18 protein-coding genes are annotated in these 26,052 nt (G+C 44.4%); 13 read left to right on the plus strand and 5 right to left on the minus strand.

Going from position 1 to position 26,052, the window contains the following annotated elements:
• The first annotated feature begins 1,062 nt into the window (after window positions 1-1,062).
• From QUA00_RS22475 to QUA00_RS22485, 3 genes are all read left to right on the plus strand, one after another.
• Window positions 1,063-2,682: a hypothetical protein gene (locus QUA00_RS22475; protein ID WP_333411171.1), complete on the plus strand. Its 1,620-nt coding sequence runs from the start codon at window positions 1,063-1,065 to the stop codon at window positions 2,680-2,682.
• A gap of 116 nt (window positions 2,683-2,798) precedes the next feature.
• Window positions 2,799-4,151 carry a replicative DNA helicase gene (gene dnaB / locus QUA00_RS22480; RefSeq protein ID WP_333411172.1) on the plus strand — a complete coding sequence of 451 codons (1,353 nt, stop codon included), beginning with the start codon at window positions 2,799-2,801 and terminating at the stop codon, window positions 4,149-4,151.
• 161 nt (window positions 4,152-4,312) lie between these two features.
• Entirely contained in the window at window positions 4,313-5,512 is a 1,200-nt protein-coding gene (locus QUA00_RS22485) for a transposase (RefSeq protein ID WP_333411173.1), read from the plus strand.
• A gap of 35 nt (window positions 5,513-5,547) precedes the next feature.
• Here the strand turns inward: QUA00_RS22485 and QUA00_RS22490 are convergent, their stop codons facing one another.
• The gene (locus tag QUA00_RS22490; protein WP_333411174.1) at window positions 5,548-6,123 is read right to left on the minus strand and encodes a site-specific integrase; all 576 of its coding nucleotides are present in this window, start codon (window positions 6,121-6,123) and stop codon (window positions 5,548-5,550) included.
• 43 nt (window positions 6,124-6,166) lie between these two features.
• Window positions 6,167-6,349, minus strand: a complete 183-nt coding sequence (locus QUA00_RS22495; protein ID WP_333411175.1) for a hypothetical protein — start codon at window positions 6,347-6,349, stop codon at window positions 6,167-6,169.
• Between the two features lie 415 nt (window positions 6,350-6,764).
• On the opposite strand from QUA00_RS22495, the gene QUA00_RS22500 reads away from it, so the two are divergent.
• Together QUA00_RS22500 and QUA00_RS36900 are read left to right on the plus strand one after the other, a co-directional pair.
• A complete protein-coding gene (locus tag QUA00_RS22500) occupies window positions 6,765-6,974 on the plus strand; it encodes a hypothetical protein (protein WP_332946630.1) in 210 nt (69 codons plus the stop codon).
• Window positions 6,947-7,204: a helix-turn-helix domain-containing protein gene (locus tag QUA00_RS36900; RefSeq protein WP_445252098.1), complete on the plus strand. Its 258-nt coding sequence runs from the start codon at window positions 6,947-6,949 to the stop codon at window positions 7,202-7,204. The genes QUA00_RS22500 and QUA00_RS36900 overlap by 28 nt, the downstream gene beginning before the upstream one ends.
• A gap of 246 nt (window positions 7,205-7,450) precedes the next feature.
• Here QUA00_RS36900 and QUA00_RS22505 read toward each other — a convergent pair whose 3' ends face one another.
• Window positions 7,451-7,894, minus strand: coding sequence for a hypothetical protein (locus QUA00_RS22505; RefSeq protein WP_333411176.1), 444 nt, complete (start codon window positions 7,892-7,894; stop codon window positions 7,451-7,453).
• 435 nt (window positions 7,895-8,329) lie between these two features.
• On the opposite strand from QUA00_RS22505, the gene QUA00_RS36905 reads away from it, so the two are divergent.
• The 6 genes from QUA00_RS36905 (at window position 8,330) to QUA00_RS22530 (ending at window position 17,985) form a co-directional block, all read left to right on the plus strand.
• On the plus strand, window positions 8,330-8,431 hold the full coding sequence (locus tag QUA00_RS36905) for a transposase (RefSeq protein WP_445305757.1): 102 nt from the start codon (window positions 8,330-8,332) through the stop codon (window positions 8,429-8,431).
• Window positions 8,432-8,861: 430 nt separating this feature from the next.
• A complete protein-coding gene (locus QUA00_RS22510) occupies window positions 8,862-10,601 on the plus strand; it encodes a helix-turn-helix transcriptional regulator (protein ID WP_333411177.1) in 1,740 nt (579 codons plus the stop codon).
• A 530-nt stretch (window positions 10,602-11,131) separates the two neighbouring features.
• The gene (locus QUA00_RS22515) at window positions 11,132-14,572 is read left to right on the plus strand and encodes a plasmid replication protein, CyRepA1 family (RefSeq protein WP_333411178.1); all 3,441 of its coding nucleotides are present in this window, start codon (window positions 11,132-11,134) and stop codon (window positions 14,570-14,572) included.
• Window positions 14,573-15,301: 729 nt separating this feature from the next.
• On the plus strand, window positions 15,302-15,652 hold the full coding sequence (locus tag QUA00_RS22520) for a hypothetical protein (protein ID WP_333147495.1): 351 nt from the start codon (window positions 15,302-15,304) through the stop codon (window positions 15,650-15,652).
• A 10-nt stretch (window positions 15,653-15,662) separates the two neighbouring features.
• Window positions 15,663-15,938: a helix-turn-helix domain-containing protein gene (locus QUA00_RS22525; RefSeq protein WP_333411179.1), complete on the plus strand. Its 276-nt coding sequence runs from the start codon at window positions 15,663-15,665 to the stop codon at window positions 15,936-15,938.
• A 937-nt stretch (window positions 15,939-16,875) separates the two neighbouring features.
• The gene (locus QUA00_RS22530; RefSeq protein WP_333411180.1) at window positions 16,876-17,985 is read left to right on the plus strand and encodes a hypothetical protein; all 1,110 of its coding nucleotides are present in this window, start codon (window positions 16,876-16,878) and stop codon (window positions 17,983-17,985) included.
• A gap of 103 nt (window positions 17,986-18,088) precedes the next feature.
• Here the strand turns inward: QUA00_RS22530 and ltrA are convergent, their stop codons facing one another.
• Together ltrA and QUA00_RS22540 are read right to left on the minus strand one after the other, a co-directional pair.
• Window positions 18,089-19,804 carry a group II intron reverse transcriptase/maturase gene (gene ltrA, locus QUA00_RS22535; RefSeq protein ID WP_333411181.1) on the minus strand — a complete coding sequence of 572 codons (1,716 nt, stop codon included), beginning with the start codon at window positions 19,802-19,804 and terminating at the stop codon, window positions 18,089-18,091.
• Window positions 19,805-20,405: 601 nt separating this feature from the next.
• Window positions 20,406-21,785 (minus strand): transposase, encoded by a 1,380-nt coding sequence (locus QUA00_RS22540; protein WP_333411182.1) that lies wholly within the window; start codon window positions 21,783-21,785, stop codon window positions 20,406-20,408.
• Window positions 21,786-22,444: 659 nt separating this feature from the next.
• On the opposite strand from QUA00_RS22540, the gene QUA00_RS22545 reads away from it, so the two are divergent.
• Together QUA00_RS22545 and dnaN are read left to right on the plus strand one after the other, a co-directional pair.
• Complete coding sequence (locus QUA00_RS22545; protein ID WP_333147735.1) at window positions 22,445-23,872, plus strand: DEAD/DEAH box helicase; 1,428 nt, start codon at window positions 22,445-22,447, stop codon at window positions 23,870-23,872.
• A gap of 405 nt (window positions 23,873-24,277) precedes the next feature.
• The gene (gene dnaN / locus QUA00_RS22550) at window positions 24,278-25,783 is read left to right on the plus strand and encodes a DNA polymerase III subunit beta (protein ID WP_333411183.1); all 1,506 of its coding nucleotides are present in this window, start codon (window positions 24,278-24,280) and stop codon (window positions 25,781-25,783) included.
• Window positions 25,784-26,052 lie beyond the last annotated feature (269 nt).

Genomic DNA, 26,052 nt, shown 5'->3' on the forward strand with positions numbered 1-26,052 from the left:
CCTGATGATGCTTAGCCTTAGTCCTAATTTGACATACTCCCCGCTAGTCAAGAGACGGGGATTCTACGCTCAAACAGCGACAGCAAGCAGAGCTTGACTAACATCGCCATCACCTTAGTTTTTTCCCCGGTTCAAGGGCTGTAGCCTCTGTATTCTCGTCCATCAAACTCAGGTGATGACCACTAGCCCTGTCTGGCGTGAGGAACGAGGTTACTAAGTTTCAGCGTTTTGATTGTGAGTCCAAGTTCCGAAAAACAATTTTTTTTGATCGAAGTCTCAAAAACCCGAACGTGAAATAGCGGTTTTATCCTTTTTCTCCGGTTCTGATTTAACACGCCAGACAGGGCTAGGTGATGACCACCCGTGTGTCCAGGACATAACTCTCACCAAAGCGACCCTACAAACCCACCTTTCCCGGCTGGTTTTTTTTTCGGCAAAAGATGCTCCGACTGTTCTGAAACTTGTTCTAAAAAAAATAGGTATTTAAAATCGCTCTCAAATCCATACCCCATATAAGTTTGACCGTTAGAACAAAACCTCTAGAATGCCGCGACAAAACCTCTAGAATGCCGCGACAAAACCTCTAGAATGCCGCGACAAGTCATTTTTGAAACTCTTACCACGTAAAGTTTTCAGCCTTTAGAACAACTCTGATCAGTTTTATTAGACTGATTCGCCACCAAATCCCGTATCGGCTGGTCTGGCAGGATTGAAAAAATAGTCGCGCACCCTTTCTCATCTTTTAGCGGGGCGGTCAGTCTCAACACTGCTGGACTTAGGACAACTGCATCGCTACAAAAAAGCGATCGCAAAAGTACAAGACCTTAAAACCGCTTCGCTAAAGTTTGCCAATAGTTCAAGCGACGGCGCTATGAATCGAGTTCCGGCGGAACTACCACACCTGGTTGTTGAAGCCAACCCGAAATCCTGTTGAGTGCAGCGAGCGCTGCATTCGCGCTCAATAGCCCGCGGTCAAATTCACAACAACCGCTCTGGCAAACCTTGCGGCTGTCACAGTCGCATGAAGGGACATTTACGCTCATTTTTACCCCGGAATAAAAAATGGTTGCAGATACAACTACCTGGCACAAACCGCCATTCGCCCGACACGCCGCAGTTTACGAAGCCCTAGCCGACATACTAGAAGGCGCTACCCCCAGCGCCCTCAAACTCGCCCTCTACCTGTACAGAACCTGCATCGGCGGCAAACCAGAGGAAATCGACATCAATTGCATCCCCTTGGGCGAAAAACGAGCCACAAGAGTCCGAAACGGCAAGCCCTACAGCCCCAACACCAGGCGGGCAGCCCTCAGACAGCTCGAAAAACTCGGCTTGGTCAAAATTCTCAAAAACTACGGGTGCGGCATTTTCCGCATAGCAGTGCAACACCTGGGCGACGTTCGTCCCTTCACTCACACCAATTCAAAATTCCAAAAACTGAGCAATCCGTCAAAAAATCGACTGAACCAGCCAAAAATTGAGCAAACAGGGGGTTCAAACCCTGATGGTGCCGTACTCTTTACAGAGGATAAAAAAGAACAGCAAAGCACTAAAAATGTTGCTGCTGTTTTTTTAAATTTTTTTCAAGAGGAAGAAAATTTAACATCACCAGATAAAAAACCACAGCTTGTAACTGGGCTCAAATCTAAAAGCACTGAATTAAATAAAAATTTAGAACAAGAAGTAAAAACCCCTAGTGAAAATAAATGTTCCGCCCCAACCGCTGAATGTCTGAGAATTAATTCAGATAACAGTCAGGCAGTCGATGTGGCAATGCCTTGCACTTCAGAACAAAGAGGTTTGACCTCTAAACCCCCGCAAAAACTGCTGACAGAACTCAACAGCCTCGACAATCCAACAATCTCTGCCGCCAAATCACCAATACCTACCAATAAAGCTGTTCCGTTAAGTCCTGAAATATCTTCGCCCGTTACTCCCCAAGTTCCTGAAACTGTCCAACCAATTGCAATTGCCAACCCCGATGCGACTGAAACTGTCAAAGCCGTTCTAATTACTAATTCTGATGCGACTGAGATTATCGAAGCGGTTGCAATTGCCAATTCCGAGACCACTGAAATTGTCGAAGCTGTTCCAATTGCCAATTCCGAGACCACTGAGATTATCGAAGCGGTTGCAATTGCCAATTCCGAGACCACTGAGATTATCGAAGCGGTTGCAATTGCCAATCCCGATGCAACTGAAATTGTCGAAGCCGTTACGCGAGCCACAGGAGGCATGAATTCTGAATTAAAAATTTGTGTGCTCCAGCACAGCTTAAACGAAATCCAAGCCGCCATAAACTTGCTGCAAGTCCGAAGCCAAACAAAGCAAATATCCAACCCTTCAGGGTGGGTCGTTGATTGTTTGCGCGGTCGCTGGTGGGAGAAAACTAACGGTTTTCAAAACTCGAACCCAACAAATGTTGTTTCGTCTCCACCTTCAACAGGCTCTTCTCCAACTCCAAAAGATTCTCCTTCTGCACAGACAACAAGAATAACTGAGGATTATGTTGACCCTCATTATATGCCATTAGAAACTCATCGAACGTTATGCGAACAGTTCCAGCAACTAGGCAAAGAAGCTTTTGCTGCGCTAGGTATTCAGCAGCAAATTTACTTGCAGTGGATGCATCGATTTCCTCAGCACGTCAAACAAATTTTTAACAAATTATCTACTACTTAGTTATTTAACTTAGCTGTGAAAACAGTGATGATTTAACCCATGTAGACAGCATCTAATCCTTTAGACAACTTTTAGTACAGTTTAATTAACAACAAGCTCAAAGGAGAATACCAGACATGGCAGTCAGTTTTGTTGACAAAATGCCGATCAATATTGATGCAGAGGAAGCAATTTTAGGCGGAATTATGATCGACCCAATCGCGATTAACCGAGTCGCAAATATTCTGCGTCCCGAAGCGTTAGCAATTACAGTCCACCAACACATTTATCGGGCCGCTTTAGCGCTGCACTCTAAGGAGCAGCCCACAGATTTGATGAACGTCACCACCTTCCTCGACGACCACAACCTGCTGGAAGTAGTAGGGGGTCAAACCAAACTGGTAATGCTGGTAGACCGAACTGTTTCAGCCGTCAACATCGACCAATATGCCTTGCTAGTCGTAGACAAGTTTGTCCGGCGCGAACTCATCAAAGTTGGTAATGACCTCGTGCAGCTTGGCTACGAGACTTCCACCGAATTGGATGCGATACTAAATAAAGCCGAGGAAAAGATTTTTGCCCTCAATAAGTACAGAGAAGAGCGACAAAAAGCTATTCGACCTCTCTCCGAATACTGCGGAGAGCTTTGGCGATATCTAGATGAAATTGAGGAAGAGCGCTTGGAGACTGCTAACTACTTTCCTGGAATCAGCACGGGGTTTTACGACCTCGACGACCTATTGGGAGGGGGATTTTACCGAGGTGAATTGATTGTCATAGGAGGTCGCCCCGGCAGCGGCAAAACAGCTTTGGCTTGTGCCCTTGGCTACAACATTGCTTCCCTTCCCACGAACGGTCGAGTTTTGATGTTTTCGATGGAAATGCCAGGTCGGGACTTGGCAGCGCGACTAATGGCACTTGAGAGTGGGGTGTCGGTGAAAGATATCAGGAAAGTTAACCTAGCTGGTAAGTACGAAGTGCTAGCTTCGGCTTTAGGGAAAGTTAGCGATGCTGATTTTTGGATAGACGAAAGTTTGGAACCGTCTCCCTTGGAGATTCGTTCCAGAGTTAGGGAGTTTGTTTGTGAGCGCGGCCCCTTGGGTTTGGTAATTGTTGATTACTTGCAATTAATGGTGAATTCGGCGGATGAAAATGTTGTCAATAAAATTAGCGAAATTACGCGGCAGATGAAGATTTTGGCTCGCGAGGTTGACGCGCCGGTTGTGCTGCTTTCTCAGCTCAATCGGGGGGTAGAGACTCGCACGAACAAGCGTCCGAGTTTATCGGATTTGCGTGGCTCTGGTGGAATTGAACAGGATGCGGATGTTGTGCTTGGAGTTTACAGGGACGATTATTACAATCGGGATTCTCCCGATAGGGGAATCGCTGAAATTATTGGATTGAAAGGCCGCAATAGCGGAACGGGAACGGTTAAGTTGCTGTTTGATGCTGAATGCTGTCGGTTTCGGAATATCTATAAACTGCCGTAATATTAAAGGACAGGAAAGTATTGAGCTCTGTCGCCTTACCAAAAAATTGGGTCTAAAGCCCCGTCCTTCTAGGACGGCTTTAATTTCCACTTATTGCAAATAATTGTTAAATATACGTATTTTGTAACTAAAAGCTTTCGCAAAAGTGATAAAATTTTGTCATGATAGTTCTAGAGTTTAAGTTAAAAGGCAAAGCCGAGCAATATCGGGTCATCGACGAGATGATCAGAACAGCTCAATTTGTCCGAAACAAAACTCTTAGATATTGGATAGACAATCAAGGAGTTAAGCTAATTGATCTGTACAAACAATGCGCCATTATGGCAAAAGAGTTTGAATGGGCAGGCAAGCTTAACTCAATGGCACGTCAGGCTTCTGCCGAACGTGCCATTTTTGCTATCCAACGTTTTTTCGCTAATTGCAAAGCAAAAACACCAGGCAAAAAAGGCTACCCAAAGTTTAAGAAAAATACTCGCTCTGTCGAATACAAAACATCAGGATGGCTACTTTCTGCCGACAAAAGATGTTTGACATTTAAGGACGGCTTTGCTGCTGGAAAGTTCAAATTAGTCGGTAGTCGGGATTTGCATTTCTATGCACCCGATGAGATTAAGCGAATCAGAGTTGTGCGTCGTGCCGACGGATACTACGCACAACTTTGCATCAATGTGGAGCGAAAAGAGGAACTTATTCCGACTGGTAAAGCTATTGGAATAGACGTGGGATTGAACCATTTCTATACCGATAGCGATGGTGAAACAGTCGCGAACCCTCGCCACCTCCGAAAAAGTGAAAAAGCTTTGAAGAGATTGCAAAAGCGAGTTTCTCGAAAGAAGAAAGGCTCTGGCAATCGAAAAAAAGCGATCAACAAGTTAGGAAGAAAGCACCTGAAGGTTAGTCGGCAGCGTAAAGACTTCGCCATAAAGACGGCGTTGTGCGCGGTAAAATCTAGCGATTTTGTAGCCTACGAAGACCTTCAAGTACCGAATATGGTCAAAAACCATAAACTTGCTAAGTCGATTAGCGATGCAGCGTGGTCACAATTTGCTCAATGGTTAGAGTATTTTGGAAATGTGTACGGCAAAACAGTAATTGCTGTTCCACCTCAATACACCTCGCAAGATTGTTCAAGTTGTGGCAATACTGTCAAGAAAACGCTATCAACCAGAACCCATATTTGCGATTGCGGTGCGACGTTAGATCGTGACTACAACGCAGCTCGCAATATTTTGGTTAAAGGGTTGAAGCAAGCAGGAATTAATTTGAATTTAAATACGGTGGGGCACACCGAAATCAACGCTTGGGGACAGACCGATCTCTACTCTTTGATGGCAGCATCAACGAGCAAATCGACTGATTGATCCAAGAATCCCCGCGCCTTCAAGGCCGGGGAGTGTCAATTCAAGAGCCCAATCGCCTTGACAAGCTGTTCCGGCTGTACCTCCAAATAGCGCTGGAGACTCGACAAATTTTTGTGTCCCGAAATCTCCATAATCACCCGCAGCGGCACCCCAGCATTGCTCAAGTTCGTGAGTGCTGTCCGCCTCATGGAATGCGTTGAAGCTCCCTTAATTCTTACCCGCTTGCAAGCTTCTTTAAAAATCACATCCGATGCGGCGCGAGTCAAAGGCTTCGTATTGTCTCGCCCCGGAAACAAAAAACCCACATTTGGATTGTAAGCCTTTAAATACTTAGCCAGCATAGGATGGAGCGGCAGCGTTCGCGTTGCTGATTTCCCCTTTGTCGTCGCTTTCCGCAACGTGACTGACCCCCCAACAATGTCGTGAGTTGTTAAAGCTAACGCCTCTGAAATGCGGCAGGCACAGTAAAAAGTTACAGCAAACAAAAGCCTGTCCCTTGCTGTCATAAAACCCCGGTCAAACAGTCGGTCAATTTCTGCGGGCGTCAAAATCTTAGCGCGCCCATTCCCTTGAACCTTCACGGCGCATCCTTGACGGGTAAATTCCTTCATTATTGGACGAAAGGGGCATTACGTCAAGTAGGCTAACTGGCTTCTATTCTTTGATGGCCAACCAAATCCGGCTCAATCGCTTTCTGGGCAATCGGAGGCGCTTGTTGCAACTCACTTCCCGCTTATTGCTATTCAACTGACTCGAATTCTCGGGAAAGTTGATAACCGGCAAGGTAGCGATCGCGTCGATGAGGTCTCCGAAGGTAACAGGTTCAAGGGCCACCATAACAGCACGATTAAATATAACTTGCGCTCGTAACAATTTAATTATACTATTTTTTGATTCAACTTGCAAGTTTTTTTGCTATTTTCGTTCCTCATTAATAAAAAGTTATGAATCTTTTGGAAAAGAGCTTCCCTCACTCATGCAAAAAAAATGCCATTGCAGTCGGCGAGCAAAAGCATTGTTATAAGTTTCAGAGGGTAAACGAGCGGGCTGGTTAATTGGTTGGTGAGCGAAACTTTTCGCTCGCCACTCTTAACGCCGAACGCGCACCTTTTGTTCAATAAATACAAGGCTAAGGCTCAATCCCTAAAGGCTAATCGACCAGTGTTATACCAATTTTCTAAAGTAGTGCTACAATTAGTAGAGGTCATTTTTGTAAGTTAGTACCCAAACAGAAGTCGGAAAAATGTCAGGAGTGGTTAAAATTGATATCCGGGAAACAGAAGAAGAACTGAAAGCTCTTCTGGGGAGAGAGAAAGACGCTCACCGCCACGAAAAACTGCTTCTTCTGTATTGGCTCAAAACCCAAACGGTAGAAACCGTATTGTCTGCTGCTGTGCGGCGCACGGGAAACATCGTACCACGGTACAAAAATGGTTGTCTAGTTATAGAAAAGGAGGAATAGAAAAATTATTATTCCAGAAACCTCGTTCGGGAAGACCAAAAATAATGAATCCTGAAACTATAGAGAAGTTATCAAAGGAATTGCAAGACCCAGAAGGATTCAGTAGCTACAAAGAAGTACATCAATGGTTGACAAGCTGCTGTGAAGTAAAAGTGGCATATCGGACAGTACAGAGCGTGGACAAGATATCGGCTAAAAGGGAAATTAAAAGTCCCGCGTCCCGTGAGTGAAAAACAGAAAAGTTGCGAGTAGTAGAAGAATTTTAAAAAAACTGTCATCTCTAATCAAAAGCAGTCGCTCGTCAGAGTGAGAGCTTTTTAAAGCCGTGGAAAAAAGTGCGATATTGGAGTGAAGATGAAAGTCGGATGGGGTTACATACAATTCAGAGAAGAAAGTTAACTCATCGCGGAATCAAACCGCAAGGAAAAGTACAATGGGATTTTATTTATATGTGGCTGTACGGAGCAGTAGAGCCGCTAACAGGAGAAGGATTTTTTTACGAGTTTACTCATCTGGACTAGGGAATTTAACGGCTGACGATTGACATAATCAATCAAGACTTCATTTTCTTGAAAATATCCAGCATAAAAGCTGTCATGAAGCCGAACAGCTTTATAATCAAGCCAGTGACACCCCTCCCCTTTTGGTCCTCTAATCCGAACTTTCCCTCCGTCTACGCTGGTTTCTTTAATGGGAAATTCGGCTCTTGGTTCAACCAATTGTTGGTTTTCTACCAATCTATGTAAAGTGGTATGACCTATCTTAACTCCCGTCTGTACTTCAATTTCTTGGGACGCCTTGGAATATGATAAGTTGGCTACTTGTCGCCGGCAGCATTTTTCAAAAAATGGAGCTAATTGAGTCGATTTTTTGAGGTTTAATTGTTCCGCTTGTTTTTCAGTTATTGTTAACTCACCCACACAGCTTTTTACGGTGCGGGGACGTCCTTTTTCTGTTCCCGTTGTTTCTTTGATAAAAAAAAAGCGACTTGGGGTCCCACCATTTCAAGCCATTGTTTTCTAAGGTGTCTTTCTATGCTTTCTTTCGCTATCTAATGCCTCGGGGGGAGTGTTTTTATATAAAGTTTTGGCAATTTCAGCAGTATAGGCTTCTAAACGTTCTTGTTCGTCCGGTGTCATGTTGGATTCCTAAAAATTATTCCTTGACTATTGTAACTCTTGAGCCATTCTATTATTCGCCGAATATAAAATAACTCATTGACCCTAAAACCGATTTTTCGGCAAAGTTCTAGTAGGGAGGTTGAAAAATTTTACAAAAATATCATACTTCTGCATATTTGCAAAACCGGGATGCTCCCTTTCATAACTCTTTAAATCTCAGTATACCGTCTTAGTGTGCTTTTACTGTTTCAGCCTGCCTACAGTCCGGAAGTCAACCCAATAGAAAGACTCTGGGGATATATAAAAGAACAATTGAAATGGTTGAGGTTTGAATAAATAGAAGAGTTAAGACCGGCGGTGCAAAAAGAGTTAAAAAAGTTGACTAATGAATTCATTGCTTCTTTGACGGGATGGCAATTTATTTTAGACGCCATATTTGTAGCAGGACTTTAGGAAAATAGTATTAGTGTCGGGCCTAAATTAACAGCGATAGAGCAGGAAATTATTACGGGAAAATGTTAAAATAATAGCGTTAGGGTAAACTGTAGTAACGAGCGAATTGGGACAGTATATGGGAGAGCTTTCGATCGTGAAGTTAGTGGAAAAACACATTATTTTTCGCCACCACTGGAACGCAAATGCTTTGGGGATACAGGGCCTGGTAGTACGGAAAGTTCGGGTTACTCCTTACAAAAAGGTTCGAGAAAGCAAGTGAGATATTTGTCTATCAAACCTGTAACTATTATTAGCATTAAGAGGCTAGGCTATGGAGTTATATACTACCACCACCACCACCACGATAGATGGCGACCGCATTCAAGAGTACGCCAAGAAGCTACGCCAGAGTAATTTTTTAGAAACTTTGGCCTTGAATGTAGCAATGGGGATTCATGCCGAAATTACTAAAAGGGATGAAACATTAGAAGGCTTTAGTCCTAAGTGTGTTGATGAACTCGAAAAATTTCTCAAAGAGCAGATAGTTGATGATGCTTTCTACTTGACAAAAGCAGAGGAAATATTAAATCATCTGACCCTCTGGCTTCAGGCAGGTAGAACCGAGGAAAATTTATGGAAAAACGTGGCACTTGATTCAGCTTTAATTTTTCTAGAGCCACTCGATTTATCCAATCGGACACTAGATGAGTTAACCGCTATGCTGGGGCTGGCTTCAAAAACAGTTCCCGCAACCGAACCCCAGCTATTTATCAGCACCACAATCACTCAAATACTCACCTCAGCCCCTCCTAGAACGGCTTGCAAGTCCTTATTACGAATTTGGGATTGGCAAGAAGATGCCCAGAAAAATGTGTTTTTTCGAGATAATTACAGCACGGGTTTTGTCAAGTTAGCCTTAAAGGATAAAGACCCAGTTACTAAAGAATATTTTTACTTTACAGGCAAGGCCGCCTGGGGAATTATTGAGGAATTTGGCAGTTTGGGGAAAGATACCGCCAAACTCCACTGTTTACTATCTGCCTATGTTTTTCAAGAGGCTGTGCCTTGGAGAACTGAAATTAAGCTAGCTGGAACTGGGAAAAATGGCGGCACTAACCTCATAGACTTAATGGGTTGGGGTGAGCGTAAAGATATGACCACTTCCCAGAAGTTACTCAGGATAGAGCAATGCCTGAAGGTTCTGAGAAGGCTGGACGCTACCATTAAATGGAATATCGGGAAGCTAGGATGCGATATGAATTCCCTCATTTGGGACGTTGCTGTGGAGCGCTACGGGCAGCGTAACATTTTCACAGATGAAATTGATGAACCAACAGAAATAGTAGCCTTCATTCGGGCGGGTAGATGGGCTGAGTTTTTCTTTAATAAACCTGGCAAGAATGCTACGCCTCCAGTTGCCTTATATGAGTTTGGTTGGATTTCAGAATCGACGCTTAAAATGAACCCGTATCATGATGAGCTAGCATTCTTAATCGCCATCAATATAACAACAGAAAGCGCCATTCATACTAATGGGAAATACACGGTTAAGACCGTGCTAGAGATGGCGATGCCGAAAAATGAGATTGAATTAACGCGGTCTGTTAAGTACAAAGCTCAAGATTTAAAGCAACGTTGGGATAAAGCCTTAATGCAGCTAGCTGAGTTAGATTGGCAGATTATATATGACTCTGAAACCTACCCAGAATGGTTGCGTCCCGGAAGTACAACAGGTAAACCCAAAGATTGCAAAAAAAGAATTATTGATTTACTGCTAGAAGCTGGCGTCACCATCAAGCCTCCCGGTAAAATTCCTGCCTTGATAGCTGCTAAAAAATCAGCATCTTTGCCCCGGAAACGAAAATCAGCATCTGCTGCCCCGTTAGAGTGGGAACCGATACAGAAGGCTTGTGAAGCAAAGGGTTGGACGAAGCAAACAGTCATCGCCGAAAAGCTGGGTATATCTCAGCAGCTAGTCTCACAGCTTCAACGCGGCAAGCCAATTAGCCCCAAAACCGCCGCCCACCTCAGAAAAATCTTGCCTCAAGTGCTACCGGAACTGTCAATCTAGCTTCCCATCCCCTTAACTCGAACTCCAGCCCCAAGCTTAGTAAGGCTGGAGTTTTGCGTAGTAAGGCAAAAATGACCTCAAAATCACCTTCAAACTCTTACCAGACAAGGCTTACAACTTTACTACGGACACACCCGGATCTAGCTACCAAAACACCCGGATCTAGCTACCAAAACACCCGGATCTAGCTACCTTTCAAATTTGAAACCCTTTCACAGTAAGTATTTCAGCACTTTACTACGCACGGATTAACTATTAATTAATTATCTTTGATCGGCGTGCAAGCAGCGATTTTCAGAACATGAGACAAAGGGATGTTCCCCACTCAAGGAATAGCCCGGTGAAGATTTATCGAGATAGCACAGGCATTGACCTTCAAAATCAGTCCTCACAGAGACTCATAGTCCACTTAACCCCATCTGACCCGTTCATGAGGCGCTCTGGCGGTAGCCAGATTCGGGTGCAACTTGGAGCGCATTTCGCATTGCTACTAGACCAGAAGGTCAACACAGCCAACATGGGGGTGCGTTATGGTCTTGTCTAAGTCCGCCCTCACTGAATGGCAAGAAAGCGGCGTAGACTCCGCCATCTTCGCCCTCAACGTGCAAACTCTTAGTGGCGACGCCCCCTACGCCTACCTCCTCTACGAAATTAACGCCGCCTCCGGCAGAGTCCACCCCGACGCACAATGGCGGTGGGCCAGAAAACACTACAGCCACATCGAGCACGGTGGTTGGTGGTGTTCGGGCCTTGACCCCCTCAACAACTGGCAGCCCATGTATTGGGGCTGCTTCAAACCCTATCAGCCCCGCAACAGCTTCGACCCAAACGGTAAAACCAAGCCCGTAAAATACGAACACCCCCCCAAAACCCCCACCAGAGCCTTCTTCCTGCAAGTCCCAGACCACATCTGGGCAAAAGTCGCAGAACGCTACGGCGTCCCCATCGACCCTGAAAACCCAGAGGACTTAGAGATGGGGAGTACAGGAACGGGGGAGACGGGAGACGAAAATCTCCCCTCTGCCCCTGTGCCCCTCCCCGGCGTCACGAACCCGCCTCAATTCTGGGAATGGGTTTGGCTCAACAACATCCCCGTCACCATCGTCGAAGGCGTAAAAAAAGCCGCCTGCCTGCTCACAATGGGCTACGCGGCCATTGCCCTCCCCGGCGTCACAATGGGTGTCAGAACCAAGAACGCGCTAGGGGAGAAGTGCAACCCCTATCTCATCCCCGAACTCCAACACTTCGCCACCCCAGGGCGGGAAATCTACATCGGCTTTGATCGCGACAGCAAGCACTCTACCGTCCTCAACGTCAACCGCGAGATTGACAAACTCGGCCGCCTGTTCACCACCGCCAAATGCTCCGTCAGCGTCATCACTCTGCCAGGACCGGAGAAAGGCATCGACGATTTCGTGGTAGCCAGAGGCGAGGATGCGCTCATTGCCCTCAAAAACGCAGCACGAGGCTTCCAATTTTGGCAGGATAGGGAATCATGGCTTTTAACCTATCCCGCGTCTTTAACGCTAAATTCTCGCTATCTGGGAGAACTCCCCTATCCAGAGGCCGGCTTAGCCTGCATCAAATCCCCCAAAGGCACCGGCAAAACCCGCTCCCTCGCCCACCTGGTTTCCCACGCCCTCAACACGGGCGAACGCCGCGTGCTAGTCATCACCCACAGGATTCAGCTCGGCCGCGCCATCTGCGCCGGGTTGGGAATCAACTACATCGACGAAACCAAGAACTCGCCGGAAGGCAAATTATTCGGGTACGGCTTGTGTGTAGACAGCCTCCACCCCCACTCAATGGCCCGTTTCAACCCCGAAAACTGGTCTGGGGCGATCGTCCTCATTGATGAGTGCGAACAAGTCATCTGGCACGCCTTGAACTCCAGCACCTGCCGCGAAAACCGCGTCGCCATCTTGCAAACCCTGCAAGAACTCATTCGCACCGTCTTAACCACCGGCGGCTTAATCGTTGCCCAGGATGCTGATTTATCTGATTGCGCGATCGACTACTTGAAGGCGCTTGCTGGCATCCCTCTCGAACCTTGGATTGCCGTCAACGAATGGAAACCTAAAAAAGAGCGGGACGCGATCTTCTACGCCACTCAAAGTCCCGCACCACTATTCGCTCAAATGGAGCAAATTCTGTCGCGAGAAGTCACCGGCTGCGACCTTGAAAGTCGCGCCCTCTGCTGCCCGCTCGAGCGAGAAAGATCCCACATTATGGTTGTTGAAGACTCCCAAAAAGTCAAAGGAAAATGGTCGTGTCGCAACCTAGAAACACAACTGCAAAAACGATTTCCCAACAAGCGCATTCTCAGGATTGATAGCGAGTCAGTAGCCGACCCCAACCACCCCGCTTGTGGCTGCGTTGAGAATCTTAATGCCACCATTCAAAACTACGACATCATCATCGCTAGCCCCACCATTGGCACAGGAGTTAGCATCGACATTCGCGGTTATTTTGCAGCGGTATTCGGCATTTTTAAAGGAGCAATTGCCGTCAACGATGCCCTGCAAAGTCTCGCTCGAGTCAGGGATGAAAATGTTCCAATCTTTGTCTGGACAGCGCCCTTTGGCATTGGCAAAATTGGCAACGGCAACGCTTCTTATCGATCTCTCCTCGCTTCCCAGCAGAAGGTTATCAAAGCCAATATTCGCTTGCTGCAAGGAGTTGACTTCGACATCGACGCGGCCCACGACCCGGTTCACCTGAGAACTTGGGCAAAAATGGCTGCTAGAATTAATGCCGGAATGTGGCATTACAGGGAGGCGATTAGGTACAGCCTAAAAGCTGAAGGGTTTCAGGTAAAACTGTGCCGAGAAAATCAGCTAGAACAACTCCTTTTAGAGGGATTAGCGCAGCAAATAGCAGCCAGCGCGGTTAAAAACTGGAAGCTATTGCAGCAGGTTGCCCAGAAGGTTGATGCTGGGTTAAATGAATTAAATCTCCGAAATGTTGGAGCTGCTCTGGCTAAGAAAGAGGCTGAGTCAATTCAGCGAGAGAACTGCAGGGTAGAAGCGGATGCTGTTGCTGATGCTCCTGATATTACTCTGTCTGAGTATCTGGAGTTGAAGGACAAGCGCTCCAAGACTCGGGGCGAACTCAATCAAGAGCGCAAGTACCAACTGCAAGAGACTTATGGTGTGTCGGTGACGCCCGAGCTGAAATTGAAGGACGACGACGGCTGGCTGCCTCAAATTCGCCTGCATTACTATTTGACCCATGACCCAGAGTTTGTCAAGAAACGAGATAAAAATCACTTGGCAGGCCATCAAGAAAGGGGTCAAGGGAAGGTTTGCCCGCAAGATTTGCGCTTCCTGAAAGCTTCTGTGGAAGCTCTCAAGAAGTTGGGGCTGATGGAGTTCTTTGACTCAGACAGGGAGTATCGAGGGACTGACCCGGAGGTGATAGCCTTTGCTCAAAGGGTCAAGCAGTATTCTGCGGACGTGAAAGATTTTCTGGGTATCAACGTCCACCCTAATGCCCACCCAATGGAGGTGGTTCAGTATGTTTTGAAGGGGAAGCTGGGCTTTACCCTGCGGCTGGTTCGCCAAGAAAGGTCGGAGGAACGAGATGCTTTGGGCAGGCCCAAGCGCATTCGAGTTTACCAGTTCCAGTTCCCCAACGACGGCAGGTCGGCGATTTTTGCAGCTTGGCAGCAGCGGGATGAGAAGGCCATCTCTTTGGCAGAAGCCGCGGCTCCCTGTTTGGAAGGGATTCCAGGCGGCACAGGGTCGGATAAAGATATGAAGATATCCGGGGGTGTGCCACCAATTGATGAAGCTGCGAACGCAGGACACTCATTGAAGGTGGGCGCGCTAGTGCGGTTTGTTGGTGAGGTTCAAAAATATGTGGTTAAAGCTGTCTCAGGCGCTCGAGTGATGGTGCAATCGTTGCTTTCGGGTGCGATCGTCCACACTTGCGATCGCCGCTTGGAGCTGGCGGATGGAGGAGCGACATGAGAACGCTGCCAAAAAGTGTGATTCGTTTTTAGTCCAGCGCGACCTGAAAAGGGTCATCTGTTCTACAGAGCCTACTCTGCTAAGGTATTTACAATCCTTACCCTCATGTAAAAGACTCATCTGAAGTCCGGTCGCGTCTCAGTACAGTATTGGACGCTCGCGGCGCCCGCTCGCCGAAAAAATACTCTTCAAACGTCAGCTTGACGGGAGCTCACGGATTGAACGATCGCCCAATTGTGTGCGGTCTTAGACAATATTGCCTTGAAAGACAGCTATACCCCTGTCGCAGGAGTTCTGTGGAGGGCGCAGTTCGCGCTGTTCAAAGTAAGTAATGCTGTGAGCGATCGCCAATAAACATATCTCAAGCCAATAAATAATAACTCCGACAGGTATCCGGTAAAAACTTGAAAGATTCCAATCCCTCACAAGTTAAATTAGAGATTTGTTTGATAGAGGATATCGTCTTTCCAAACGCTTCATCTCTGTTGGCATATCTGTCAGTTGTCGCGCGCTCAGCAATCGATGCTACCTAGCCTCCCATCATATCTTTGAAGTGCGTGAATATCAGACGATTGTGCTTGCATCCGCTTGCAATTAATGCAGGCTCTAATATTAGAGATTTTCATTGATTGATTTAAAGAAATGTCGCTCTGCAATTTCTCTATCGAGAAATTGGCCTGAAAATTTATCAAAACAAATCAGGTGCAATAGATGCACAGTTAAAAACTCATGTCAATCCCAAAAGGAAAGCGAGATTTGATTTCAATTTTGCCACTAAAACATTTGAAGGATATGCCGCCTGCAATTGAATTGCCTGCCAACTTTGCCAAAATTCATCCCCCGCGCTTTAACTGTGGCGAAATGGTGCGCTGGACGGGTGTTAGCGAAGAAGCTGACAGAGGAATGGTTATCGGCAAATTTTACAACTACGAACAATGTCAATGCTGTTGGATGTGGTGTTACATCATTTGCCTTACTCCTGATTCCAAAAGTGCAACGTGGTGTCAGTTTGATACTGCCTGGGAGGAAGATTTGGAGAAGTTTGAGGATGATAAAAAAGCAGCAGAATCTGACCGATAGAGAACGCAATTTGATTGCAATTTACAGTCAATGCCAATTGCGAATGACACCGAGGCAGTTTTATGCAAAGTGGGGAGTGAGTTATGAGGAAATCGCTTTTATTTGTTCTCGTTCAGATTCTACAGTGCGGCGTTGGTTTAAAACGGGTAAAAATCGCAGATTTCCTACTGCTGTCGATTTGCGTCATTTGGCTTTAATGGATTTTTTGCTGGAGCATTTTGAGGAAATTCCAGAGACATTGGTGGCTTTCCTGTGTCCGCCTTGCGAAGAGAATAGCCTGGATTAATAGTGGCGCGTATAACGGAAATACTGTTAACGGAAAGACTGTTTAGGGCAACGACTGTATACGTTGTCGCAATCATATACTGCTGACTTGTTCCAACAGTTTTGGTGGCTGCTATACATACACCAAGCTTTTTCAGCATCAAAAGATAATTTGAGCTTGTCTTAGCACAAACCTCGTCAAATATCAATGTCACCGTGACCTGTCTTTGACAAGATTATTCAATTACTGTCTTGGCAAGCAATGAAACAAGAGCACAATCTGTTACTTTTACTGCTGAGGTACTAAAATGACCTACTCTGAAAAATTGCACCCGTGGTGTATCATTAGCCTGCTTCCTAATTGTCAGCGTGTTATTGTGGCACGATTTCGTAAGAGAAACGATGCAGACGATCATCTACGGGTTTTGAAGCGGTTAGTTAAAACGCGCACATTTGTGATTATTTTTGACATCCAACCAAAGCCTACTGTGCCTAAAGAATAATGGCGAATGCAGCGAAGGTTTGAAATCGAATTAATCGAGATACCTGCGTTAGTTGAATAACCGAGTTTCCAGCGATTTCTCCCAGCGACAGTACCTACTGATAGCTGGGAGAATTTTTTATCAATTGAATGCTCTTAACTAAATAAATTGTTAGCATCCGAGTTTTTAAATTGTACTAACTACAAGTTTTTATCATAGTCTTGATTGACGCTTTAGAGCTATCGCATTTGTACGGATAATTACAATTGTATGAGTAAATATACTCTGATTAATAGCTGTGCAATCGTAGATATGGCTAATAGTAGTATAGCTTGCGATCGCAACAGAGCCTCCCTCTAACAACAGCTAATTTATTTCCTGCAATTGGTGGCTCAAGAATCCTTTGTTAAGGACACCTGCAAATTTAAAGCTACCCCCTAGCGGGAGAAGTTAAGTGATAACTAACTTCTTGGCATTATGAACGCTAACAACTCTCTTATAAACCCCCACCACACTTTTCCTGAATCAGCAAGCCCGGAATCCCCTCAAATAAAAGAAGTAGCTGCCGTAATTTTTCCTTTCCTCATTCCCGCACCTTCTCAACAATATCCCTTCACGTTAAATGATATCGTTAAAACTGGCAACCAATACGGTACTGTTACTTCTCTCAACAAAAATGAAAAACCTGTGACAATTACTTGGGACGCAATTTCCGGTCAAGATTCATTTTCTTGGACTTATAACCTCGACGAAATCCGCGTCCTCAAAATCTCTCTCGTTCCTAAGTTTATCCCTAAAAAGACTGCTGGAGAACTTCCAGCTTGCACAACTATCGTACTCGCTAATTCCGAACAAATACAATTTAGTAACGCAACTCGTTTCAAAGTAGAATCGCTGAGCGAACACCACATTCTTATCTCTACTCTCGATCAATCTTATCTCTTTCCCATCAACTTGTTTCCCGGCTACCTGACAAGTTGTACTATAGATATTCCTGCACCCCAGCAATTAAAAGACACCCGCTGTTTGTCTGTCAATGAACTCAGAATCAGAGCTAAGACGCATTTAGCTCTTGAAGTGCCCGATAATTTCTTAGAATTCGCTATGCCGCTCCAAAAACAGCAGTTAAAAGAAAAAATAGCTCAACAATTGAGCGAAGAAAATTACCAACTTCTCGACTTTGACGTAGCTTGGGAAGAAGCCTGGAAGCAGCAGTTAGAAAACCTAGCCAAGAAACAAGGATTCTACGGATTTAGAGAGGGAGATTGCATTTTACAGCACCGAGAAGGAGTTCAACGAATGGGGACAGTCCAACGCTTGAACGTTGAAGAGCCACGTCCATTTCACATCCATTGGAACAGCGGAGAACTCCTAAGTTACAGCTTGACAGAACTCAAAGGTTTGGGTATTGCCCGCATCGAACCTATTGTTAAATTATCGCCCAATGTGGCTTATCAAATTAGCGAAGACGGCTCCTACTTTAGAGCTTGGATTGGGTTCCGTAGTGACATACTCCTACACCAACTGAGTACAGTATGGTATAGGCTTCTTTGCAGCCCGATGAAGGGTATAGTTAGAGTCGATTAGGGAGTTGCCCCCCTAACCTCTCCTTCAGAACGGAACGTGATACTTTCGTATCATTCCGCTCCTCAATAATCCCACCTTTGTTACAGGTACGATTCAAGACCAACTATCGGGTTTTGACATCTTCTTTAGAATGTATTGACCCGTCTGTTGCTGTCTTTGCGTCGTGGCAGTGTCTATGCAAAAGTTGTAGGTTATCGTAGGTATCTTTTCCACCTAACGATGTTGGTTTAATATGGTCAACTTCTACAATGTCTGTACTTGTGAAATACAAACCACAGTGAGAACAAATACCCTTTTGTCGTTTGATTAATGATGCAACTCTGTTAGGAGTTTCTGGGTACTCGCCTCTTCGCTTGCTCCAGTAAATCCAGTCTCCATTGTACGGACTAGCCTCACCTTTGACCTTTGTATGCCTTACGATTGGCGTACTTGCATGGGTGAGAAGTTCTAATCCATCCTCTGTACTGAAACACCAATTTCGGTCGCCTACCGTTCGCCAGTATTTTTCCTTATTGATGTCCCCTTTTCCCCTCGTTCTTGCCCAGGCTCTTAACTTGTCATAGGTTAGTTGGTCAACCTTTGAGAAGGTTTCCTTACTAACAACTGTCGAGTAATAGTTTGACCATCCCCTGATTACTGGATTCAGCCTACTTATTAAAGCAGCTTGTGGGGCGGTTTTATGGGTATCTATTACTTCGGCAATCTTGGCTAGATGAGTCTTAATTTTGGCTTTTGAGGGTGTGATTAGTGTCGTAAAACCTAGTGGCTTTCCCTGTGATGTATTTGAGCTACGGTAGTTCCCTACTTTATGCTGTTGTACATGGAATCCTAAGAACTCAAACCCAACCTTACCATCAATCTTAATAATGGTGTGGGTTAATTTTGTTTTACTTGGCTTTAACTCCAATCCCATTTCACTTAACCAATTAGCAATTATCTCCTGACATTTCTTGACTACGTTCACATCCTTGTGAATGATTACGAAGTCATCAGCATAGCGGATTAGGTTGAGGGATTGACGATTCATCGCTTTTCCCCCTTTTAGTGTTTCCGCATACTGTTTAATTCTATTCTCCATACCATGTAGTGCAATGTTCGCAAGTAACGGAGAAATTACCCCGCCTTGTGGTGTACCATCATTAGTAGGGAATAATTCACCCTGGTCACAATACCCTGCCTTGAGCCATGCTTTAATTTGACGGTTTAAGGTGGGGTATGTACTTATTTTGGAGATTAACGCTTTATGGTTTATACGGTCAAAGCATTTAGCAATATCAGCATCAAGCACATATTTGACTTTTTTACTAATACTATTAAATATTGCTTCAATCGCATCGTGACAGGAACGCCCCGGTCTAAAACCGTAAGAATTCGGCTCGAAACGAGCCTCCCACTCTGGCTCTAACGCTAGTTTAACTAGCGCTTGCAATGCGCGGTCGTTGATTGTGGGTATTCCTAATGGTCTAGTTTCAGTCGTTCCGGGTTTGGGAATATTAACCCTACGAGTGGGTTTTGCCTTTCCGGTTAACTTTAACTTGCCTACCAGGTTGATACGTTGCTTTGGGGTTAGTGATTTTACGCCATCCACACCTGCTGTATTTTTACCTTGGTTATCTTGTGTTACCCTACGTACCGCGATACATTTTGCAGACCAAGACCTAATCAGGGTCTTTTGAAGTTTGCGAACTGCTTTGACATCACCACGTTCACTCGCTTGGAATATGCGCTTTTGCAACTTAAAAGTCACCCGTTCTAGCTTTCGCCAATTGATGTCTTTCCACTCCACCGTCTGATTGTTCAGCGTTTTAGATATATTCATTGCTACTTGTTCTATTCCATTGAAATTACCGTGTATCCGTCAGCATATCCCTCGCATTACCAAGGGCATCGCTTCCGATACAATCCCTCTCCTAATTACCATTCGTTAGCAACTTACTGGTTATCGACCTTACCAGAGATAATTAAGAGTTACTTCGTTCCGATTACACATTTGTTTAAGTCTTTAGCGCGATGCTCTCCACCGGGTTTATGGGCGGTGCTTATAAGTCGAATTTTGACTCGCTTATGCCCTATCCTTGCCTTTTGGCTTGGTGTTAATCCGTCTTTACCGTATTTCTCAACGGATTTATCCATGATTCAGCCATTTACACCATTGAAGGTCACGATGGTTCAAACACATCTTTGCTTTCGCTACGCATGGACTCTTGCTCGACAGTTACCGGATTTGGCTTCTAGTAGTTCTGCCTTTTAACCCCGCTTTAGCTTAATGGTTGCTACCCATCCAACTAGGGGTTATGCTTTCACCTCTGCACTTGAGGGGAAGGACTTACCGCACGGCGGTTCACCTCCAAATGTAATCAGTTATCACCAGTCTTATCAACTGGGCTAACCGTCCCATAAGCCTTTCAGCTTATTTTAGGTTAAACGAATCGCACCAAAATTTCCTTCGCGGTACTATCATCCATAGTTCCTACTACAGATAGATTCCCGCTACGGCGTTTTATACTGGGGAAAATGTCCAACCCCAGTCTTTTCAAATTAATCGCAGCATTAATATCACGATCAACCATCAAAGAATTTTGCTCATCCCAATAGTCTCGAATACCGCAATCGGTGAAAATAATTTCATTCCGATAGCTGAGAACCATTGAGGTGTAGGCAGGCTTTTGCGGAATGACGACTGCTCCAGCTTTTTCGGCTATGTAGTCCAGCGTCTTAAAAAATTGACCAAACGCAGCGTCTAACCAAGACTTATTTAGTCCTGATTTGGCTGATTGACCGTTTGGAAGGTAAGTTCCATCATCATCTTGCTTGACTTTGTTTCGTTTAGTTAAGCCCTTCAAGTTTAAGTCTTCATGAAAAAAGAATTTAGCTCCCGATCTCACCAAATTTTGAGCAGTCTTATAGTGAAAATCTTGACGAGAACGAGCTATTTTTTGATGTTGTTTTGCTTCTTTTTTAGCTAATTTACGTCGAGACTTAGAACCTCGTTTCCGTTTATTTCGTTTTGTTGAGATACGGTCTAACTTGGCTTGGTTTTTACGAAGCGGTTTTAACGAGGGTAATTTCTCGCCTGACGACGTTGCCAAATAGACATCTTCATTCAGCACTGCATCCAACCCAATTGAATTATCCCAATTTGGGCTAATTTTGTCAGGTGTGAACTCGGGAACAGAAGAGTCTTCGAGCATTAATTGAATAAACCAACCATCAACCTTTCTGGTTACACTAGCTTGCTTGATGGTAAATCCGTCGGGGATTGAACGGTGCATCCGAACTTTTACAACCTTCAACTTCGGTAATCGAATGTAAATCCAATTCTTGCGAACCAACTTAATCCAATCGTTGTTAGCCGTAGAAAAAGTCATCGTCCGGTAATCCGCTTCAGTCTTAAATCGAGGTCTACCCGATTTTCCACCCTTGCTATCACCTACGATAAACCGTTCAAATGCTTTATCTACTCGCTTAGATACATCTTGCAGGATAGTTGAATCTACCTGTTTAAAGTCCAATAGCTCGCCACTATGAAAAACTTTTACCAAGTCTTTCTTAATGACGGGCAATTGTTGTTTTTGCGAGTAGTAGTTGGGCTTTTCCCTGGGTGCAGAGATACTGGCTATCAATGGACAAGCATTCACAGTAGTGCGATTCATCTCCCACCAATCAAAGCGATCACCTAACTGTCTGTTATACCAATAACGGCAAATTCTCAGCCAGTGGTTAAGGGTTAACTTTTGATTAGTGTCGGGATAAAATTGATACTGGTATGTTGTCTTCACTGCGCTACGACTTTTACGCATTTATTTAGCAATAATGTACCAGAAAATGTTATTTTGTGTCAAGTAATTGAAAAATTATGTCGAAAAACAAAATTGGCTCATTAAATAAAGATTTTGTTCGTCTCGTCATCCACCTGTTCAGTGCTCAAGATTATACTTTTGAGGTCGTGAGCAGGTGGAATCCTCGCCTCACAAGCCTTTCATCCCACACTAACCTTCGATCGTCGGTATAGTGTGGGGATTCCCGTCTGGCTAGCTAAAACACTAGCTAAAGCGTGGCTAATACCTGTCAAAAAGCTAGTCGGACACCTGAGCAACTTAATTGAGTGCCAAATTTATGAACTGCAACATACAGGTTCTAAATATGAGTATGCTGTAGCATGTCCCCGACATAAAACATTAAACAAGCGTCTTGAAGCTCTGGAAAAAGTTGTTAAACTTGATTTAGAAAGGATGCCATTTAGGAGATGAGTGGGAAGTAGCGAGCACTCCGTAGGGTGTAAACGGTGCTTTTTTGCTGGGACAAAAAACAGAAAAAATTCCTATTTGTCTTAAAAGTTTTATTAACAAGACTTAGGAATCTTCCTTGCCCGGAATCTAAAAAACCTACTCTTGAAAGACTTCCCCGTCAAGCTAACGCTTAATCAGAGGTTGATAAAATTAGTAATGGACGCTAACTAATGATTCAAACCTTACTCGAACAACCCCAGAAACTTACACAATTTCCCTTCACGCTCAAACCGCAACAGCAGCAAGCCATCGACAAATTAAGAAGCTTTCTAACCACTACCGAGTCATTCTTCTTGCTGTGCGGCTACGCAGGAACTGGAAAATCCACAATCGTCTTTCAAATTATCCAAGAACTCTTGAGTCAAAGCAAGCGCATTGTCCTCACTGCACCTACTAACAAAGCCGTCGGTATTCTCAGAAAAATGGCAGCCTCTCAAGGTATTTTCGGAGTAGACTTTCTGACAATACACCAACTTTTAGGCTTAGGCATAGTTCGCAAAGAACAAGAGAAAGTCTTAGAACAGACAAGCTGTTGTTACCTCCACCTCTACGATATCATTTTTCTTGACGAATGTTCGATGGTTGGAACTCAATTATGGTCTTGGATTGAGCGTAGATTTGAACGTACCCTGTTCAACCACCGCAAATTAATTCTCATGGGCGACCCAGCTCAGCTTAACCCCGTCGGAGAAAAACGCTCGCCTGTCTTCAGCATTACCAATAAAACTATGCTAACCGAAGTTGTCAGGCAAGCTGGAGAAAGTCCCGTCCTCGACTTCATCACCGAATGCCGTTCTTGTGTCAAGAATAAAACCGATATGTTCTTGCCACATTCTACCTACACTCAAGGGAACAAATCTAACGGTGCATTCAAAGTTAAGCCAGAAACACTCCTGCAATACGCCCTCAAAACCATCAAGCGCGAATTCACTTCCAACCCTGACTGCTTTCGGATTTTGTGCTGGACAAACAAGCAAGTCAACTATTACAATCAGGCCCTCCGAGAACAAGTTTACGGTCAAACAGCCCCCAGATTCATACCGGGAGAAAGGCTGATTACTAAGAAACCAATCATGGCCCCTGATGGTAAGACCGTTATTTTGCCCACTTCAACTGAATTTACCATTAAAGAAGTTGAAACGAGCCAACACTACGGCTATCGAGTATGGCTTTTAAAGATTGTGACCGATGACGGTTTATTTCGGCAAATCTTTGTGCTGCATGAATCCGAAAATAAACGCTATCAGGCTGAACTTAAGGAAAAACTCAAGAGTGCCAAGCGCAGCGGATTTTTATGGCGCAAGTATTATTGGTTTAAGGACGACATATTTGCCGAAATTGACAATTGCTTTGCCCTGACTATTCACAATTCTCAAGGCAGCACTTTTGATGAAGTGGGTTTGGACATTAATGACATTTTGACTCGGCTATTGGTGGGAAAAGAAATGAGCAGCAAACAAAAACTTAAAGAATACCACCGCCTCTTGTATGTCGGAACGAGTCGCTGCCGCCAACGGATACTATTTGTTCCTCCAATTTCATCCAGAGTTCAACTTGCATTAGGATACTTAACTAAATCTGGTTCAAGTAACTTTTGATGATAGGCAGTAGAAAGTAGGGAGAAAATAGCAATAAATCGGTTTGTGAAAAAGGCGACATCTCACTTAGAATAATATATCAGTAGGGCGAAGCATGACCTCCGTAAATATAAGACGTTCACCAATAACTTATATGCCGGAATGCTTCGCTCTCTTTTTTTCGACAAGATGCACTCCCAAAAACTGCTACTTAGATTACGATTTTATTAATCAACAAGCTCAAATTTATCATCCTAAAATAAAGGTTGATTATTACCTTTAATTGTTAAAAAATAATTACAATAATCCACCTGCTCTCAACCATATTGGTTCCACTCTTTCCACACTTCGACTCTCTTTTTTCAGCCACCGCTCGCGAGTGCTGCTACCGCAGCGGCAAATCGAACTTCTGACACACAACTAATTATGGCAAAATCTAGACTTACAGAAACACCCCCTCAGCAAAAAGTAGTACAGAGAGCAACCAAGAAAAAACGCTCTCCTGAAACAGCGACTAATTCCGCTAAGGCTGAAAAATCTGTTACAAAAATCACAAAAGGTTCTTCAACTTCTGAACCGGAAACAGCACTTTCAGAACAAGTAGAACCCTCTGAAAAATCCACAGAATATACACCAGTTTCAGCCACAGATGCTTCTGATTTAGGAGCTAAATCAAACGATGAGACATTGCCGGAGCCTTCTCCTTCCCCTTCCCCTTCAATCGTTGAATTTGCCTGTGATGCCAGAGAATTAAATGATTACATCCAAACTCTCAAAAGCAGCATTTATAGCAATAACAACCATGTCATTTTATCCAATATTCTCATAGAAGCAGATGCCGCAACTAGACAATTGCATTTAACTGCTTATAACCTGGAATTTGGGATACAAGCGAGTTTTGAAGCTAATATCAATCAATCTGGAAAGCTCACTCTCCCTCCAACCATACTCGCAGACATTCTCGGAAAATTTCCGAAAAGTCGCGTTACCTTAAAGAGTTCTTGGGAAATTATCAAAGGAAGTGACGTTCCATCAGTCAGTGCCACTCTGACTGCATCAAGGAGCAAGCACGTCATTCGTGGGCTAACTGCGGACGAATTCCCTGCTATCAAGAGCCTTGAACAAAAACTTGTGACCATTCCTGCTAGCGTGTTAATTGCTGTCCTCAAAGCCAGCTTATTTGCTGTAAGTTCTGAAGAAACCAAACGTATCTTAACTGGAGCTAACTTTCAACTAAGCCACGACGCAGAAAGGGGACTTTCTCAATTGAGAGTTTGGACAACAGACGGACATCGGATAGCAATGGTTGTAGGATTCAGTGAAAGCAGTGATTCCGATATTTTGAACACTCGAAACGTGCAATTTACAGTACCCACTAAGGTACTCCGGGTATTAGAGCGGACTTTGAATCCCACTGACCGAGTAGCTATTTACTATGAGACTGAGCCTGACAATAGCAATAACTTTGTTGCTTTTGAGTGGAACAATTGGCGGCTGACAGCGCAGTTATTAGAAGGAAAATACCCGAATTGCGACCAGATTATTGCTCCTTATCGGCATGAACTTAGCCATCAAATTGTGGTAGAGAAGCTCAGCTTTTTAAAAGCCTTAGAGCGGTTAGCTTCTCACAGCGATAAGTCCCATGTTACAGCAATTTTTGAATTCGATTTAGATAGTCAACAAGTGCGAATTTCACTAAATAATACTCTCAGTTCTGGTACTGAGATAGTTGATGCCAAACTATTCGGTTGTGACTTTCGGATCAAGTGCGACATCCGCTATTTAATTGATACAGTTAAAGCTGTTTCTAGTTCGGATTTGCGGATGTTAATGGCAACTCCTACGGCTCCCATACTGATTGCACCGTTTGGAATACCAGCGTCGGGTACAGAGGCTAAGGAGTGCGAATACATTATCGCTCCGCAAGAATAAAAGGTGGGGAGCGGCATCTAAATTTGATGCCCTCTCCTGCCCCAATTCGGAGCCTATTACTGTATAAATTAGGATAATTTAAATTCCTATTTTAACATAAAAATTATCTACAAGTGTGTTCAATACTCTCGCACCAACAACTTATATTAATACTAATTATCAAGACTCATGCAATAGTAGCCGTAGGGTGTGTCGCCATTAAAAATTCCTAATTTAGACAAACAATCTCACAGATCCGCACCTGACAAACAGAGCCCACAAACAAAGCT

The sequence above is a fragment of the Microcoleus sp. T2B6 genome (assembly GCF_036700475.1).
Lineage (GTDB): Bacteria > Cyanobacteriota > Cyanobacteriia > Cyanobacteriales > Microcoleaceae > Microcoleus.

What these genes read in the sequence shown, in the direction of transcription:
- QUA00_RS22475 (WP_333411171.1), top strand. Translation starts at nt 1,063, where the DNA reads ATGGTTGCAGATACAACTACCTGGCACAAACCGCCATTCGCCCGACAC.
- dnaB (WP_333411172.1), top strand. Translation starts at nt 2,799, where the DNA reads ATGGCAGTCAGTTTTGTTGACAAAATGCCGATCAATATTGATGCAGAG.
- QUA00_RS22485 (WP_333411173.1), top strand. Translation starts at nt 4,313, where the DNA reads ATGATAGTTCTAGAGTTTAAGTTAAAAGGCAAAGCCGAGCAATATCGG.
- QUA00_RS22490 (WP_333411174.1), bottom strand. Translation starts at nt 6,123, where the DNA reads ATGAAGGAATTTACCCGTCAAGGATGCGCCGTGAAGGTTCAAGGGAAT.
- QUA00_RS22495 (WP_333411175.1), bottom strand. Translation starts at nt 6,349, where the DNA reads ATGGTGGCCCTTGAACCTGTTACCTTCGGAGACCTCATCGACGCGATC.
- QUA00_RS22510 (WP_333411177.1), top strand. Translation starts at nt 8,862, where the DNA reads ATGGAGTTATATACTACCACCACCACCACCACGATAGATGGCGACCGC.
- QUA00_RS22515 (WP_333411178.1), top strand. Translation starts at nt 11,132, where the DNA reads ATGGTCTTGTCTAAGTCCGCCCTCACTGAATGGCAAGAAAGCGGCGTA.
- QUA00_RS22520 (WP_333147495.1), top strand. Translation starts at nt 15,302, where the DNA reads ATGTCAATCCCAAAAGGAAAGCGAGATTTGATTTCAATTTTGCCACTA.
- QUA00_RS22530 (WP_333411180.1), top strand. Translation starts at nt 16,876, where the DNA reads ATGAACGCTAACAACTCTCTTATAAACCCCCACCACACTTTTCCTGAA.
- ltrA (WP_333411181.1), bottom strand. Translation starts at nt 19,804, where the DNA reads ATGAATATATCTAAAACGCTGAACAATCAGACGGTGGAGTGGAAAGAC.
- QUA00_RS22540 (WP_333411182.1), bottom strand. Translation starts at nt 21,785, where the DNA reads ATGCGTAAAAGTCGTAGCGCAGTGAAGACAACATACCAGTATCAATTT.
- QUA00_RS22545 (WP_333147735.1), top strand. Translation starts at nt 22,445, where the DNA reads ATGATTCAAACCTTACTCGAACAACCCCAGAAACTTACACAATTTCCC.
- dnaN (WP_333411183.1), top strand. Translation starts at nt 24,278, where the DNA reads ATGGCAAAATCTAGACTTACAGAAACACCCCCTCAGCAAAAAGTAGTA.